Source organism: Pandoraea sp. PE-S2T-3 (genome assembly GCF_002179965.1).
In the GTDB taxonomy this organism is placed as follows: domain Bacteria; phylum Pseudomonadota; class Gammaproteobacteria; order Burkholderiales; family Burkholderiaceae; genus Pandoraea.
Genome location: NZ_NGUQ01000033.1, coordinates 158,446 through 173,377, shown reverse-complemented (window position 1 = coordinate 173,377; position 14,932 = coordinate 158,446). Strand labels below are relative to the sequence as shown.

At 62.6% G+C, this 14,932-nt stretch carries 16 protein-coding genes; 13 read left to right on the top strand and 3 right to left on the bottom strand.

Annotated features, from left to right (window positions below):
- Positions 1-74: 74 nt before the first annotated feature.
- From CDV46_RS19660 to mctP, 4 genes are all read left to right on the top strand, one after another.
- Complete coding sequence (locus CDV46_RS19660; protein WP_087724410.1) at positions 75-563, top strand: 6,7-dimethyl-8-ribityllumazine synthase; 489 nt, start codon at positions 75-77, stop codon at positions 561-563.
- Complete coding sequence (locus CDV46_RS19655; protein ID WP_087724408.1) at positions 560-1,753, top strand: M20 aminoacylase family protein; 1,194 nt, start codon at positions 560-562, stop codon at positions 1,751-1,753. Before CDV46_RS19660 ends, CDV46_RS19655 begins: the two co-directional genes overlap by 4 nt.
- Positions 1,754-1,980: 227 nt before the next feature.
- Complete coding sequence (locus CDV46_RS19650) at positions 1,981-2,160, top strand: DUF3311 domain-containing protein (protein ID WP_058375367.1); 180 nt, start codon at positions 1,981-1,983, stop codon at positions 2,158-2,160.
- Positions 2,161-3,654, top strand: a complete 1,494-nt coding sequence (gene mctP / locus CDV46_RS19645; RefSeq protein ID WP_087688571.1) for a monocarboxylate uptake permease MctP — start codon at positions 2,161-2,163, stop codon at positions 3,652-3,654.
- Between the two features lie 88 nt (positions 3,655-3,742).
- On the opposite strand, the gene CDV46_RS19640 is transcribed toward mctP, so the two are convergent.
- Entirely contained in the window at positions 3,743-4,837 is a 1,095-nt protein-coding gene (locus CDV46_RS19640; protein ID WP_087724407.1) for a GlxA family transcriptional regulator, read from the bottom strand.
- Between the two features lie 215 nt (positions 4,838-5,052).
- Here CDV46_RS19640 and CDV46_RS19635 point away from each other — a divergent pair, with 215 nt between their 5' ends.
- From CDV46_RS19635 to CDV46_RS19610, 6 genes are all read left to right on the top strand, one after another.
- Positions 5,053-6,150: an ABC transporter substrate-binding protein gene (locus CDV46_RS19635; protein ID WP_087688569.1), complete on the top strand. Its 1,098-nt coding sequence runs from the start codon at positions 5,053-5,055 to the stop codon at positions 6,148-6,150.
- Positions 6,151-6,164: 14 nt separating this feature from the next.
- The gene (locus tag CDV46_RS19630; RefSeq protein WP_087688568.1) at positions 6,165-7,235 is read left to right on the top strand and encodes an ABC transporter ATP-binding protein; all 1,071 of its coding nucleotides are present in this window, start codon (positions 6,165-6,167) and stop codon (positions 7,233-7,235) included.
- On the top strand, positions 7,232-8,128 hold the full coding sequence (locus CDV46_RS19625) for an ABC transporter permease (RefSeq protein WP_087724405.1): 897 nt from the start codon (positions 7,232-7,234) through the stop codon (positions 8,126-8,128). The genes CDV46_RS19630 and CDV46_RS19625 overlap by 4 nt, the downstream gene beginning before the upstream one ends.
- Positions 8,125-8,913 carry an ABC transporter permease gene (locus CDV46_RS19620; RefSeq protein ID WP_087724402.1) on the top strand — a complete coding sequence of 263 codons (789 nt, stop codon included), beginning with the start codon at positions 8,125-8,127 and terminating at the stop codon, positions 8,911-8,913. The genes CDV46_RS19625 and CDV46_RS19620 overlap by 4 nt, the downstream gene beginning before the upstream one ends.
- Positions 8,914-8,956: 43 nt before the next feature.
- The gene (locus CDV46_RS19615) at positions 8,957-9,970 is read left to right on the top strand and encodes a proline racemase family protein (RefSeq protein WP_058375361.1); all 1,014 of its coding nucleotides are present in this window, start codon (positions 8,957-8,959) and stop codon (positions 9,968-9,970) included.
- Positions 9,971-10,188: 218 nt separating this feature from the next.
- Positions 10,189-11,031: an intradiol ring-cleavage dioxygenase gene (locus CDV46_RS19610; RefSeq protein WP_087724399.1), complete on the top strand. Its 843-nt coding sequence runs from the start codon at positions 10,189-10,191 to the stop codon at positions 11,029-11,031.
- Positions 11,032-11,044: 13 nt separating this feature from the next.
- On the opposite strand, the gene CDV46_RS19605 is transcribed toward CDV46_RS19610, so the two are convergent.
- Complete coding sequence (locus CDV46_RS19605) at positions 11,045-11,914, bottom strand: hypothetical protein (protein ID WP_140413427.1); 870 nt, start codon at positions 11,912-11,914, stop codon at positions 11,045-11,047.
- 175 nt (positions 11,915-12,089) lie between these two features.
- Here CDV46_RS19605 and CDV46_RS27445 point away from each other — a divergent pair, with 175 nt between their 5' ends.
- Positions 12,090-12,224: a hypothetical protein gene (locus CDV46_RS27445; RefSeq protein ID WP_254916131.1), complete on the top strand. Its 135-nt coding sequence runs from the start codon at positions 12,090-12,092 to the stop codon at positions 12,222-12,224.
- Positions 12,225-12,410: 186 nt separating this feature from the next.
- Here the strand turns inward: CDV46_RS27445 and CDV46_RS19600 are convergent, their stop codons facing one another.
- Positions 12,411-13,334: a LysR family transcriptional regulator gene (locus CDV46_RS19600; protein ID WP_087688564.1), complete on the bottom strand. Its 924-nt coding sequence runs from the start codon at positions 13,332-13,334 to the stop codon at positions 12,411-12,413.
- Positions 13,335-13,463: 129 nt separating this feature from the next.
- Here CDV46_RS19600 and argC point away from each other — a divergent pair, with 129 nt between their 5' ends.
- Positions 13,464-14,390 (top strand): N-acetyl-gamma-glutamyl-phosphate reductase, encoded by a 927-nt coding sequence (argC, locus tag CDV46_RS19595; RefSeq protein ID WP_087724396.1) that lies wholly within the window; start codon positions 13,464-13,466, stop codon positions 14,388-14,390.
- 72 nt (positions 14,391-14,462) lie between these two features.
- Positions 14,463-14,927: a YaiI/YqxD family protein gene (locus CDV46_RS19590; protein ID WP_087688562.1), complete on the top strand. Its 465-nt coding sequence runs from the start codon at positions 14,463-14,465 to the stop codon at positions 14,925-14,927.
- Positions 14,928-14,932 lie beyond the last annotated feature (5 nt).

Sequence of the window (14,932 nt, the reverse complement as noted above, 5' to 3'; positions counted from 1 at the left end):
CATTAATGAAGTGAGCGAGACGCCTGTGCCATCGGGTCATACCGGGTACGGGCGTCTTGCGTGACAGACAAGCTATGACGAATTCTTTAGATATTCCCCGCATCGCCTTCGTGCAGGCGGGCTGGCACGCCGATCTGCTCGACGGCGCGCGCGAAGCGTTTCAGACGCGCATGGCAGAGCTGGGTGTACCTGCCGACGGCATCCGCCACTTCGATGTGCCGGGCGCTTTCGAAATCCCCTTGTTCGCGAGGCGGCTCGCGCAAAGCGGGCAATACGACGCCATCGTCGGCGCGGCACTGGTCGTCAACGGCGGCATCTACCGTCACGAGTTCGTGGCGCAGGCGGTCGTCGATGGCCTGATGCGTGTGCAACTCGACACCGATGTGCCGGTGTTCTCAATGTCGCTCACGCCGCATCACTTTCACTCGCACGACGAGCACTACGGCTTCTTCGACGAGCACCTTCGTCACAAGGGGCGTGAGGTCGCCGACGCCTGCGTCGGCATGCTGCGCGCCCTCGCCAACATCGCTCCCGAGCTCACTCAGAAGGAATCTCAGACATGACGCCCTCAAGCGATCTGGACGCCTTGCTCGCCCAAAGCGGCGACGCGTTGCGCACCTTGCGCCGTGACTTGCACGCGCATCCTGAACTGCGCTTTGAAGAACGTCGAACGGCCGATGTCGTTGCCGACTACCTGACGTCGCTCGGCTACACGGTGGACCGGGGGATGGCAGGCACGGGTGTCGTCGCCAGTCTGCCGGGCAAAGACCTCACGCGCGGCATCGTGTTGCGCGCCGACATGGACGCGCTGCCGATTCAGGAAGCCAACACGTTCGCCCACGCGTCGTGCCATCACGGCGTGATGCACGCCTGCGGACACGACGGCCACACCACGATGCTGCTCGGTGCAGCCCGGGTACTGCGCGAGCTGCCGCAATTGCCGGGCTCGGTGCACTTCGTCTTCCAGCCGGGAGAGGAGGGCGGCGCGGGGGCGAAGAAGATGATCGACGACGGCCTGTTCGCGCGCTTTCCGACGCAGGCCGTTTTCGGCATGCATAACTGGCCGACGCTCCCGGCGGGCGAGTTCGGCCTGCGCACGGGCCCGATCATGGCCGCGGGCGTGCGCTTTCGGATCACCATTCGCGGCAAGGGCGCACACGCTGCGCAGCCACATCTCGGACTCGATCCGATCCCGCTGGCCTGCTCGATGGTGCTTCAGTGCCAGACGCTCACGGCCCGTCACAAGGACCCGGTCGCCCCTGCCGTCGTCTCGGTGTGCATGATGCACGCGGGCGACACCGACAACGTGATTCCCGACACGGCGGAGTTGCGCGGCACGATCCGGACGCTGTCGTCGGCCGTGCTCAACCAGTTGCAAGACGACATCCGCCGTATCGGGGACGGTCTGGCGGCGGCCTACGGCGCGTCGATCGAGACCGAGTTCTTCCAGTACTACCCGGCAACGGTGAACACGAAGCCCGAGACGGCGTTGTGCGAGCAGGTGATTCGCGAGACGTTCGGCGATACGGCGACTCACGCGGATGTGCCGCCTAACATGACGTCGGAGGATTTCGGTTTTATGCTGGAAGCCAAGCCGGGGGCGTACGTGCTCATCGGCAACGCACCGCGCGGCGAGACCGGCGTCGGTCTGCATCATCCAGCCTACGATTTCAACGACGACATCATTGACGATGGCGTTCGCTATTGGGTCGCGCTGGCACAAGGCTATTACCAGACGAAAAGCAACGACTGAAGTCGGTGAAATAACACCGATGCCGATTTCGATGAATAAAACCAAAGTAAAACGATTGAAATTCGGTATTCAGTTTTAACACGCACAACATCGCTTCAAATCCCCGAAACCCGCTGCTGGTGGGCTTTCGGGGGTGTTCAGCAAATCCTACATCGTTCGGCTAGAGTGTATTTACGCGTAGTTGATATGCGCTTGAGCCGAATTAAAACAAGAGGAGACTTGCTGAAATGCGGTTATTGCTATTGCTGCCGTTTATCGGTTTGTTGTGGGTGCCGTTCTACAACAGTGAGCTGCCGTCGCTGTGGGGATTTCCGTTCTTCTACTGGTACCAGTTTGCTTGGGTGCCGGTGACATCGCTGCTGATCTGGATCGTATTTCGCGATGGTCTGAAGAAAGGGGAAGAGTAAATGAGCGCCGGTATCAATTGGACCGCGCTAGCGGTCTTCGTGTTTTTCTTTGCCCTCGTGACCATCATGGGTTTCTGGGCGTCGCGCTGGATGGCGGGCCCGTCGAACAAGGGCGCGCATCTGGACGAATGGGGTCTGGGCGGGCGTAATTTCGGCGCGTGGATCACGTGGTTCCTCGTAGGCGGCGATTTCTACACCGCCTATACCGTGATCGCTGTTCCGGCACTGGTCTACGCCGTCGGCGCTTACGGGTTCTTCGCGTTGCCCTATACGATTCTCGTCTACCCGATCGTCTTCCTGATCATGCCGAAGCTGTGGCACGCCGCGCACAAGGCGGGCCACGTGACGGCGGCAGATGTTGTCTACGGCCGCTATCAGTCGCGTCCGCTGGAACTTGCCATTGCGATCACGGGGGTGGTGGCGACGATGCCGTACATCGCCCTGCAACTGATCGGTATGGAAGTCGTGATCAAGGCGCTGGGGCTGACGGGCGAGCTGCCGCTGCTGGCCGCGTTCGTCATTCTGGCGCTGTACACCTACTCGGCGGGTCTGCGGGCACCGGCGCTCATCGCGTTCGTCAAGGACCTGATGATCTACATCGTCGTCCTCGTCGCCGTGGTGGTCGTACCGGCCAAGCTGGGCGGCTACGGTGTGGTGTTCGATACGGCGCGCGATGTGTTTGCCAAGAAGGGCGGGGCTACCGGTCTGACGCTCAAACCGGCGCAGTTCCTGCCGTTCGCCACACTGGCGCTCGGCTCGGCGATGGCGGCATTCATGTATCCGCACACGCTGACGGGCATTTTCGCCGCCAAGGACGCGAACACGATTCGCAAGAACGCCGTGTTCCTGCCGGCCTACACCGTGCTGCTTGGCCTGATCGCGTTGCTCGGCTTCATGGCTTACGCCGCCGGGGTGAAGGTGCAGACCAACAACGACGTCGTACCGGCGTTGTTCAACGGCCTGTTCCCGAGCTGGTTCGCGGGCTTCGCGTTCGCCGCGATTGCCATCGGTGCCTTGGTGCCGGCTGCCGTGATGTCCATCGGTGCCTCCAACCTCTTCACGCGCAATTTCTGGAAGCCTTACGTCAACCCGAACATCACGAATGAAGGGGAGGCGAAGGTCGCCAAGATCGTGTCGCTGGTCGTGAAGCTGGGTGCGCTGGTGTTCATCCTGTTCCTGCCGACGCAGTTCGCGCTCGACCTGCAATTGCTGGGCGGCGTCTGGATCTTGCAGACGTTCCCGGCGCTGGTGTTCGGTCTGTTCGTGGGCTGGTTCGGCGCACGCGCGTTGCTTTGCGGATGGGCCTTCGGCATCGTGTGCGGCAGTTGGCTCGCGTTCGCAGACGGGATCAAGCCGGTGCACACCTTCACGCTGGGTGCCGACAAGTACTCGCTCTACACCGGGATCATTGCGCTGGTGGTGAACATCGTCGTTGCGGTGGTCGCCAACGTGCTGCTCGGCAAGGGCTCGCGTCCGGCGCTGCGTAACGCGTAAGAGAGTTTTGTTCAGGCCGTGCATAGGCGCGGCCAACCACAATGCCCCACGTGCGGAATATCCGCCGTGGGGCATTGTCGTTTCAGCCCTATGTTTGGCTTTCCGCCGTAGTGTCGTGCTGACGAAATTCACGCGGCGATACGCCGTATCGCGCCCGAAAGTCGCGCGAGAAGTGCGCGCCGTCGGAGAAACCGCATTCCAGTGCGATGTCGGTGATGCTGCGGGTGTCGTGGCGCAACTGCCATCGCCCGTAGTCGAGCCGCATGCTGCGAAGGAACGACATGGGCGAGACGCCGAGCGCCTCATGAAACGCCCGCTCCAGCTGTCGCCGTCCCACGTTCACATAGCGGGCGATGGCGTCGAGCGTCGGCGGGTTATCGATGCGTTGCTCGATGAAATGCGCCGCCTGTCGCACCCGGACATCGGCAATATGCGAGAGGTCGGCGTAGAAGTGCGCCTGCGGCAGCTTCGCCGGCCGGATGCCTTGCAGCATCATGTGGCGCACGACCTGTTGCGCCTTGGCCTGACCGCAATGGCGGGCCACGAGATACAGCCCCAGATCGATGGCGGCCGTCGAGCCGGCGCACGTAATCAGGTCGCCCTCGTCGACAAACAGATGATCGACGACGGCCTTCGTCTGTCCGAAGCGCGTGCGAAACGCGTCCAGCACATTCCAGTGCACGCACACCGTGCGTGAGCCGACCAACCCCGCTTGCGCCAGCGTGAACGTTCCCGTGCAGATGCCGAGCATGCGCACGTGCTGCGCGCTCGCCCGCTGCAACCAGTCGCGCAATGGCGGCGGCAAGTAGGTATTCGGGTAGTCGTTGCCGCCGCACATGGCGATGTAATCAAAGCACGACGGATCGTCCGGCAACGCGCTTTCGACGTTGATCGCGACGCCCGCGCTCGACTGACGCGGCAGCCCGTCCATGCTCATCACACGCCAGTGCACGTCGATCTGACGGCTGCGCCCGCCGTGATCGGCCGCCAGACGCAGCACGTCGATGAGCCCCGCGAATGCGGCCAGCGTGAACTGGTGGAGCAGAACGAGCCCAATCGACAGCTTGGCTTCCGTACACGGTGGGGTGGCCACGTGCGCAGCATCCACGGCACCGCCGACATCATCGCCACGCGGCGAGACATCGGGCACCAGCCAGTTCGGGGCACGCGTCGCAGACTTCATTTTTTTTCGCGGTCTCCTGTCGGGCGTTTTTGCCGTATTGATAGCGTTTCGGATGTCGCGTTTATACAAGTTTTTGACCGACGCTTGCAAGTTGGCGACAACCCTTGCTCGCTACCATGCATCACAGTGATTCAGCGCTCAGCACTGAATTCACGAGATGGACGTAATGCTTGCAAGCGTTGGAATGACTGGCCACACCTTCCTCGAGGGACGACATGAAATTCTGCAACCGCAACACCTTACGGAAGTCCGCTATTGCCTTGGCTGCTACGGCAATCGCGACGACCGCGTCTTTGGTTTCCTTCGGGGCGTACGCACAGGGCTCGCGTGACTCGCGTGATTCATCGCGCATTACCGTCGCCATGTACGGAGGTAACTGGGGAGACGCCTTCAAATCTTGCGTTGCCGAGCCGTTCACCAAGGCCACCGGCATTGCCGTCACGCCCGAGATCGGCACGTCCACCACAACGCTCGCCAAGCTGCAACAGCAAAAGAATTCACCGACCATCGACGTCGCATGGCTCGACGGCGGCATCAGTGAGCTGGCCTTCGGTGCCGGTGTCGTCGATAACCTCGACGCCGCAGCCATTCCCAATCTGAAGAACGTCAGCAGCAAGGGTGTCTATCGCAACGGCAACACGACGTATGCGGTGAGCTCCGGCTACTACTCGCTCGGCCTGACGTACAACACCAAATCGGTGAAGACCCCGCCGACGAGCTGGAAGGACCTCTGGAAGCCCGAGTACGCGGGCGCGGTCACCGTGCCGTCGCCGTCGAACTCGGCAGGCGTGCCGTTCGTGATCTTTCTGGCGCACGTGCTGGGCGTCGATCCGTCGAACCTCGGCCCGGTCTACAGCAAGCTCGCCTCGCTCGACGCCTCGCTTTTCTACGATAGCTCGGGCGCCGCCACCAATGCGTTCCAGAGCGGCGAGGCGATCATCGGCGCGCACTTCAACGTTGGCGCATGGGACCTGATCGACAAGGGCGTGCCGATTGCCTTCGTGGTCCCCAAAGAGGGCGTGTGGGCGACCGATGCCCGTCTGCATCTCGTGAAGGGCGCGCGCAACAAGGCCGCTGCCGAGAAGTTCATTAACACGGCGCTGACGCCCGAAGCTGCGTCGTGTCTGGCTAGCAAGCTGTACCTCGGCCCGGCGGTCGCCGGTGTGAAGGTGTCGCCCGATGTGGCCCGCAAGCTGCCGTGGGGCGCGAACGGGTCGGTCGACGATCTGAAGCTGTTCGACTGGAGCATGATCAACGCGCGCCGCGCGGAGATCACGTCCGCGTGGAATCGTCAGGTGTCCGCGAAGCGGTGAGGAAGGGTAGTGTCATGACAGCATTGCTATCTCTGGACGCGGTCTCCAAGCGCTTTGGCGGGTATCAGGCGCTCGACCGCATCAGCCTCGACGTGCGGCAAGGCGAGTTCATCGCCTTGCTCGGGCCGAGCGGCTGCGGCAAGACCACGCTCCTGCGCGCCATCGCCGGTTTTCAGACGCCTGACAGCGGCCGGATCGCCATCGACGGCGAAGACGTCACGCAGTTGCCCCCGTACCGTCGCCCGCTCAATACCGTGTTCCAGCAGTACGCGCTGTTCCCGCACATGCGGGTGCTGGAGAACGTCGCCTTCGGGCCGCGCCGTCAGGGCGTCGCCCGCGACGAGGCTGCCAAACGCTCGCGGGAAGCGCTGGCGATGGTCGGTCTCGAGAACTTCGGTGAGCGCTACCCCCGCGAGTTGTCGGGCGGACAGCAGCAGCGCGTTGCGTTGGCGCGTGCCATCGTCAACCGACCGAAACTGCTGCTGCTCGACGAGCCGCTGTCCGCGCTCGATATGAAGTTGCGCAAGCGCATGCAACTGGAGTTGAAACATTTGCAGGAGAGGCTCGGCATCGCCTTCGTCTTCGTGACTCACGATCAGGAAGAGGCGATGACGATGGCGGATCGCATCGTCGTGATGAATGCGGGGCGCATCGAGCAAGTGGGGGCAGGCATCGACATCTACCGCCGCCCGGCGACACGCTTCGTCACCGAATTCATTGGTGACGCCAACATGATTGCGTTCGATGTGCGTGACGGCGCACTGCATCTGGATATGGCAACGCCGACCCAATGGCCCGTGCCTACGACGGTATCGGGGCGCGGTGTCGCCGTGCTTCGTCCGGAGCATCTGCACGTGGTGGCGGACGTGGCCAACGCATCGCCGGAAGCCTCGACCTGCCGTCTGCGCGGCGTACTGGCCGACATCGTCGACATCGGCAGCCACGCGGTGCTCTATGCCGACGTGGGCGCGCAACGGATCGTGGCGCGCACCACGAGCGGCATCGCTGCGACGCTGCGTGCCGGGGCACCGGTGCATCTCGGTTTCGATCCGGCCGATGTGCACCTGATCGGGGACGCCGCATGAACCCGACCCCAGCCCTGAGGCTGCCCGCGCATAGCGAGACCGCGCGCTCGCTGCGACTGGCGCCGGTCTGGATGATCGGTGTGCCGTTGCTGTTCTTTGCGGCGTTCTTCCTCGCGCCGCTGGCCGTCGTGCTGGTGGCGAGCTTCACCGAAAATCACGGCGCAGGACTGTCGGCGCTGACCTTCGCGAACTATGCCCGTGTGCTGGCGGATAGCTACCACTGGGAGGTCACATTCGTCACCTTCCGCATTGCGTGTCTGACGACCGTGTTCAGCGTGCTGCTCGGCTACCCGCTCGCGTGGTATCTCGTGCGCATCGTTCGCTGGCAGGCGTGGCGCCGTGCCTGTGTGATTCTGCTGGTGGTACCGATGCTCACGAGCAACATCGTGCGCTCGTTCGGCTGGATGGTGCTGCTGGGGCGCAACGGGCTGGTCAACGAGACGTTGCTGATGACGGGCCAGATCGAGCGTCCGATTCGCTTTCTCGGTACCGAGACGGGCATTCTCATCGGCATGGTCTACGTGCTGCTGCCGTTCGTCGTACTCGCCGTGGGTAATTCGCTGGCCCGGGTGGATGTGTCGCTCGAACAGGCGTCGGCGGACCTTGGCGCCAAACCGTGGGAAACGTTCTTTCACGTGACGCTGCCGCTGACGATGCCCGGCATCGTGGCGGGCGCCATCATGGTCTTCACGCTGGCGGTGTCGGCGTACGTGACGCCTGCGTTGCTCTCGGGCGGGCGTATCACCGTGCTGTCGATGCTGATCTTCCAGCAATACAGCACCACGTTCGACGTTCACTACGGCGGCGCGCTCAGCATTGTGCTGCTGGTGTTCACGCTGGTGATGGTGGTGTTGGCCGGCCGTGTGGGCACGGTACGCGGAGGTGTCCGATGATCGCGCGCGTTTCCATCCGTCTGGTGGCGTGGGCCGTGCTCGCGTACCTGATGCTGCCGCTGGTCGTGATTCTGGGCAGTTCGCTGACAACCACCGAGTTTCTCGCGTTCCCGCCGCAGGGCATCACGTTGCGCTGGTATCAGCAGATGCTGCACGACCAGAGCTATCTGGCCGCCTTCTCGACCAGCACGATGCTGGCGCTGGCGGCCACGGCGGCGTCGCTCGTGCTGACGGTGCCGGCATCGCTGGTGCTGGCGCGCTACGAGTTTCGCGGCAAGGCGGCGCTCACTGCCGTATTGATGGCGCCGCTGACGTTGCCGCACATCGTGCTCGGCGCGGCGCTGTTGCAGTTTGGCGGGTACTTCGGGCTCACGCGCAGCTTCCTGTCGTTGCTGATCGGTCACACGATCATCGTGGCGCCGTTCGTACTGCGCTCGGTACTCTCGATGATGACGCCGGAGCAGCGGGCGCTGGAGGAAGCGTCGAGCGATCTGGGTGCGAACCCGTGGACGACGTTCTTTCTCGTGATCCTGCCGCGCATTCGCCCGGGGATTGTCACAGGATCGATCTTCGCGTTCATCTCGTCATGGATCAACGTCGAGCTGTCGATCTTCAACACGACGGCGGACCTCAACACCATTCCGGTCAAGTTGTTCAACTACGTGCAGTACACGATCGACCCGACGATCGCCGCGGTGTCCGGCGCGACGATTCTGGTAGCCGTTGTGGCGATCGTGATTCTGGATCTCACCATCGGTCTCGACATGCTGTCTGACCGGCGTTAATTCGTAACTCCCACTCTCAACCGATTTTTCTGGAGCAATCGCCATGCGCAAGCAAGACGCGTTCGACGTTATCTACACCCACACCGAAGGTGAACCGCTTTGCATCATCCACAGCGGCATTCCGTACCCGGCCGGTTCCAGCATTCTGGAGAAGCGCGCCTTTCTCGAAGCGAACTACGACTGGCTGCGCATGGCGCTCATGCGTGAGCCGCGCGGTCACCGCGACATGTTCGGGGTGTTCCTCACGCCGCCGTCGAGTCAGGAGTTCGATGCCGGTCTGATCTACATCGACGGCACCGAGTACTCGCACATGTGCGGTCACGGCACGATTGCCGTGGCGATGGCGATGGTCGCGCACGGCTTCGTGCCGCGTGGCCCGAACGGCATCACCCGCATTCGCTTCGAGACCACGGCAGGGCTGGTGGTCGCCGAAGTGGCCACGGAAGGCGACGAGGTGCTGTGGACCCGTTTCGAAAACGTGCCCGCTTATGTTGCGGCGCAGGACGTGCCGGTGCATCTGCCAGGGTACGGCGATCTGAAAGCCGACATCGTGTGGGGCGGTAACTATTTCGGCATCGTCGATCTGACCCCTTGCAACCTGCGGATTTCGCCGGAGAACGGCAGCGAACTGTCGCGTCTGGGCTTGCTCGTGCGCGACCAGATCAACGCGAAGATGCGCATTCAGCACCCGACGCAGGCGCACGTCAATAACCTCAACTACGTGACGTTCTGGCATTCGCCGACGATCGAAGGCGCGTTCTACAAGAACGTGCACGTGTTCAGCGCCGGCCAGCTTGACCGTTCGCCCGGCGGCACGGGCACCAGCGCGATGATGGCGATGTTCGAAGCGCGCGGGAAACTGAAGATGAACCAGCCGATTCTGACCGAAGGGTTGCTTGGCAGCGGCACGTTCGAAGGCTGCCTGCTCGGTGAAGTCGATCTGAACGGTACGCGTGCCGTGCGCCCGACGGTCAAGGGCACGGCCAGTGTGCTGGGCACCGCGCGTTGGGTGATCGATCGCAAGGACCCGGTCGGCGCGGGCTTCTTGGTGCGGTAAAACCCCGTGGGGGGTAGGGGGGCTATGAGGGAGAAATGTCCCTTTTTGCCCTCCCGGTGACGTGAGCTTTGCTTCGTTGCGCTTGATGACTTTCCGGAAAGCTTCGGAAAGACGTCGCGGCGTGCGGTGCAAGGCTGCACCCGGTGACCCGTTGCGCAATAATGTCCGCATTCCGGCGCGTGGCGTAGTACGCGCACTCACGTCATTGAGGACATCAGATGCGCAATCTCGACCAGCACACGATTACCGAAGAGGTGATCGGCCGGCTTGCCGACACGCCCGACCCCCGGCTCAAGCAAGTTATCACCAGTTTGGTTCGCCACCTCCACGACTTCGCGCGGGAGGTCGAGCTGACCGAGGACGAGTGGGCCAAAGGCATCGCCTTTCTGACGGCGACCGGCCAGAAGTGCGACGACAAGCGACAGGAGTTCATTCTGCTGAGCGACGTGCTGGGCCTGTCGATGCTCACCGTGGCGATGAACAACGCGAAACCCCCGCAGTGCACCGAGGCGACCGTCTTCGGGCCGTTCTATGTCGAGGGTGCGCCGCATTACGAGAATGGCGACGACGTGGCGAACGGTGCCGCCGGCGAGCCGTGCGAAGTGAGCGGCACTATCCGCGATCTGGCGGGGCTTCCCGTTGCGGGCGCGAAAATCGACGTCTGGCAAGCCGATTCGGAAGGCAAGTACGACGTGCAGCGCAGCGAGCTGGATCATCCGGAAGGACGGGGTGTGCTGCATGCCGACAGCGAAGGGCGATACCACTTCCATAGCGTCTTGGCCGAGGCGTATCCGATACCGACGGATGGCCCGGTGGGCGATCTACTGGCCGCAACGCGACGCCACCCATGGCGCCCGGCGCATCTTCACTTCCGTATCGAGGCACCGGGGTACGAAACGCTCGTCACTCACGTCTTTCGCTCGGACGATGAGTGGCTCGACTCGGATGCCGTATTCGGCGTGCGGCAGTCGTTAATTGCGCCTTGGGTGCAACGCGATGACGGCAGCTATGCGCTTCACTACGACTTTGTGCTTAATCAGGTGGGCCAGCGCCACGGATGAGCGTCATGTGCTGTCACAGGCGCTTGTCGAGAAAATCAAGGACTTTCGGAATCCTTTCGGCGGAGAACTCGATGTTGAGGCTGACCAAGCCGGTGTTTTCCGTCACGGATTTTTTGTAAGCATTGAGGCGGTTTTCGCCCGCTTCCGATGGTGCCAGCATGTTCTGATCGCGTTCTTCCACAGTTCTCGTCCCGCGCAGAATCGGGGCAATGGCCAGCCCTTGGGTGCCGACGAGCGAATCAAGGTAGGCAAAATGTTCGGGGTGGACGCTTTTGTCCAGCCTGTCGTCGTCCTTCTTCGGCGGGGTCGAAAAAACCTTCTTGACGGATTCGACCATCTTGCGGTTTTTGATCTCGCCGCGTGCCTTTTTGACCAACTCTTCGTCGCCGAGCGCCTCGCCCATCAGTTGCACCAGCGTTTTCACGATGGCAGCGCCGGTCGGATGCAGAATGAATTTGCCGACGCCGCCGCCATTTTTGGTGCGTTGCGCCATCTTCTGTTGCATTTTCCTGAGTACGACGGCAATGTCGGCAATCGAGAATTCGCCGCCTTCGCCCTTTGGCGAGACGTGCAAGTCGACGGAATTGTCGGCCCACTTGTAGGTGCCGTGAATCAGCCCTTGTGAAATGGGGACGTTGGCGCCGACACGATTGTTTTGAACCTCCGTGCGGTCGCGTGCAATGTTCGGCTTGATCTGCTTTTCGAGAATGTCCCGGGCGTAGCCGTTGTCGCGGTTTGCCGGTGTGTTTATCCACGCGGTGATAAAACCGTCGAGGGTGACGAGCCGCTGCAACTGCGCGTCGATGTAGCTGTTCGAATAGTGCTTGTAGCCGTCAAAGTCTTCGGGGACTCGGTCTTCCGCGTCGTTGTACGCCGCGATCACGGGCCCCAACTGTCCCTGTAGCACGTTCGCGCCAATCAGGTCTTCTACGGCCATCGGGTTCAGATAGCGTTGAATCGGTGCGCCGGCCGTCGTGCCGACGGGGGTGGCACGGCGGGGCGGCTGCAACGACGGGGCATTGATTTTGCGCTGTGCCACGGCGCGCGGACTCGTGCGCATGTGGTCGATGAGCGCCCGCTGCACGATCATTCGCGGGCTGCTGCGGACCGTTGCCGCCAATTGGGCCTGCACGTTGGCGTGTGGCCGGTTGTCGGCCAGCACGGGCATCGATACGCCATCCCGCTGCACGTGATGGCTTTGACGTTTCGCGGCCTCGTGCCGATCGACGATTGGCCGGACTTCCTTGTCCACATGCGCCATGGCTTCCCCCGTGGTGACGCGGTCTGGTTACCTCAATCCGCGATAAATCCTACACGATTGGAGAAGCGCCGGGATCAAATCCGGAAGCCGGGGGGCTCCGGCGCGTGCTGTGCATCGCTTACCCGGATAAGACCGCGCCGCGCGTTCGCCCCGTCTTCCGCCCCTCCTGCAACGCCCATAGCGCATCGAGCACGTATTGCGTCGCCTGTTCGCTATAGCCGGTGCGGTGGGCAATACCGAGTTGTCTCCAGAGTGAAGGGCGCAGTGTGCGCATGGCGATTCGCTCGTCCAGCACGGCGTTTTGTCCTTCCTGCGGTAACAGCGCGGCGCCGTAACCGGCCGCCACCAGACTCTTGATCGCGTCGTTGTAATTGATCTCGATCCGTGGGGTGGGGTGATGCCCGGCAGCGGCGAACCACTCTGTGGTCAGCCGCGAGAGGCGTGTCGTGCTGTCGTTCAGAATCAGCGGCTGCGAGGCCAGCCATTCAGGCGTCACCTGTTTGGGGCCGTCCCAGTGCGCTGGCAGAAACGCCATGACCGGATCGCGCCGCCACGGCTTGATGACGACGCCTGCTACCGGCGTCTGCGGCAACGCCACCAATCCCACGTCAAGCGCCCCCCGCCGGAGTCGGTCAAGGGTCTCCTGCGACGTCAGAATGGCCACCTGCACATCGATGTCAGGGTGATCCAGCCGAACCGCTTCAAGTGCTTGTGGCAATAGATGCGCAATCGCGCCGGTAGACGCCCCGATCCTGACCCGGCCCGCCAACCCCTGTGCATGACGCTCTATGTCCTCCAGCGTCTGTTCGGCATCGGCCAGCAAGCGTCGCGCTCGCTCAACGAGTACCTCACCCACCGACGTTGGCCGTACCTCGCCGCGCTTGCGCGTCAGCAGCAGCGCGCCAACCCGCGCCTCAAGATCCGCAACGTGCAGGCTGACGGTCGGCGGCGAGAGATGCAGTGCCTGTGCCGCATCGGCAAACGAGCCGCTGTCCGCGACGGCGACCAGCGTCTTAAGGCGGTCCAGACTGATCTCTCTCATGCCACGCCCCTCATTGATTCAGAAAAATGGAATTTCAGATTCACGGAATTCAACTTTTCTTATTCTACTCGTGGCGGGATCATAAGGGACCGAGCAATATCCACGACCGACTGACGAGGGATTCCGACCATGTCTTCTCCGCTTATCTTTATCGACGGTGACCAGGGCACCACTGGGTTGCAGATCCACGGGCAACTGCGCGATCGCAAGGACATCCAGCTGATCACGCTGCCTGACGCGCATCGCAAGGATCCGAAACATCGTGCGGAAGCCATCAACAGCTGCGACATCGCGATTCTTTGTCTGCCGGACGCTGCGGCGCGCGAGGCGGCCGAGTCGATCGTCAATCCGCGAGTGCGTGTGATCGACGCGAGCTCTGCGCATCGCACGCATCCCGACTGGGTCTACGGCTTTCCCGAAATGACGGAAGGTCAGGCGGCGCGCGTTGCACAAGCGAGCCGTGTGTCCAACCCGGGTTGCTATCCGACGGGGGCTATCGGCCTGCTTCGGCCTCTGATGGAGGGCGGTTTGATCCCTGACGGCTATCCGATCAGCGTCCACGCCGTGTCGGGGTACTCCGGGCGTGGCCGTGCTGGCGTGGAGGAAAACGAGGGGCCGAACGCGTCCCCCCGCTCGCAATACCGTGTCTACGGTCTGGAGCTGGCACACAAGCACGCGCCGGAAATTCAGCAGCGCGCAGGGCTCGCGTATCGCCCGCTGTTCGTGCCGTCGTACGGCTCGTATCGTCAGGGCATCGTGCTGACGATACCGCTTGAGACGCGCCTCCTGAAGCGCGGCGTGGACGGTGCAACGCTGCACAAACGTCTGGTCGATCACTACGCAGGTCAGGAATACGTTCGGGTCATGCCGATGGAAGCCCCCGGTGTCGTGAAGCAACTGGATCCGGAAGCGTTGAACGGTACCAACGTCATGCAGTTGAGCGTTTTTGCCAATCAGGAACACGGTCAGGTGCTGCTGGCAGCGGTCCTCGACAATCTCGGCAAAGGGGCATCGGGCGCGGCGATTCAGAATCTGGAACTGATGCTGACCCGGTAAGGTTGTGGTCGGAGGGGGGAGGCGAGCCGCCATTGCCTTATCATGGCGGCTTCCTTTCCCGAAAACACCCTCATGCAAGTGCTAGTCGACGCGGACGCCTGTCCCGCGCCCATCAAGGAAATCCTGTTTCGCGCCGCGCGCCGTGAGGAACTGCTGGTCACGCTCGTCGCGAATCAGTTTCTGCGCACGCCGCCGTCGCCGTTCATCAAATCGGTTCAGGTGCCTGCGGGTTTCGACGTGGCGGATGCGCGCATCGTCGAGATGGTCGAACCGGGAGATCTGGTGATTACGGCCGATATTCCGCTTGCCGACGCGGTCATCGATAAGGGCGGGAATGCGCTCGATCCCCGGGGAAGCTGGTTCACCCGCGACAACATCAAAGAGCGCCTGTCGGTGCGCGACATGATGGATCAACTGCGCAATGCCGGTATCGAAACGGGCGGCCCGGCCCCGTTCAGCGCGCGTGACAGCAAGACGTTTGCCGGTGAACTGGATCGTTTTCTCGCCCGCCGCCGCACGCAGCCCCGTCAGGGCTGATCAGC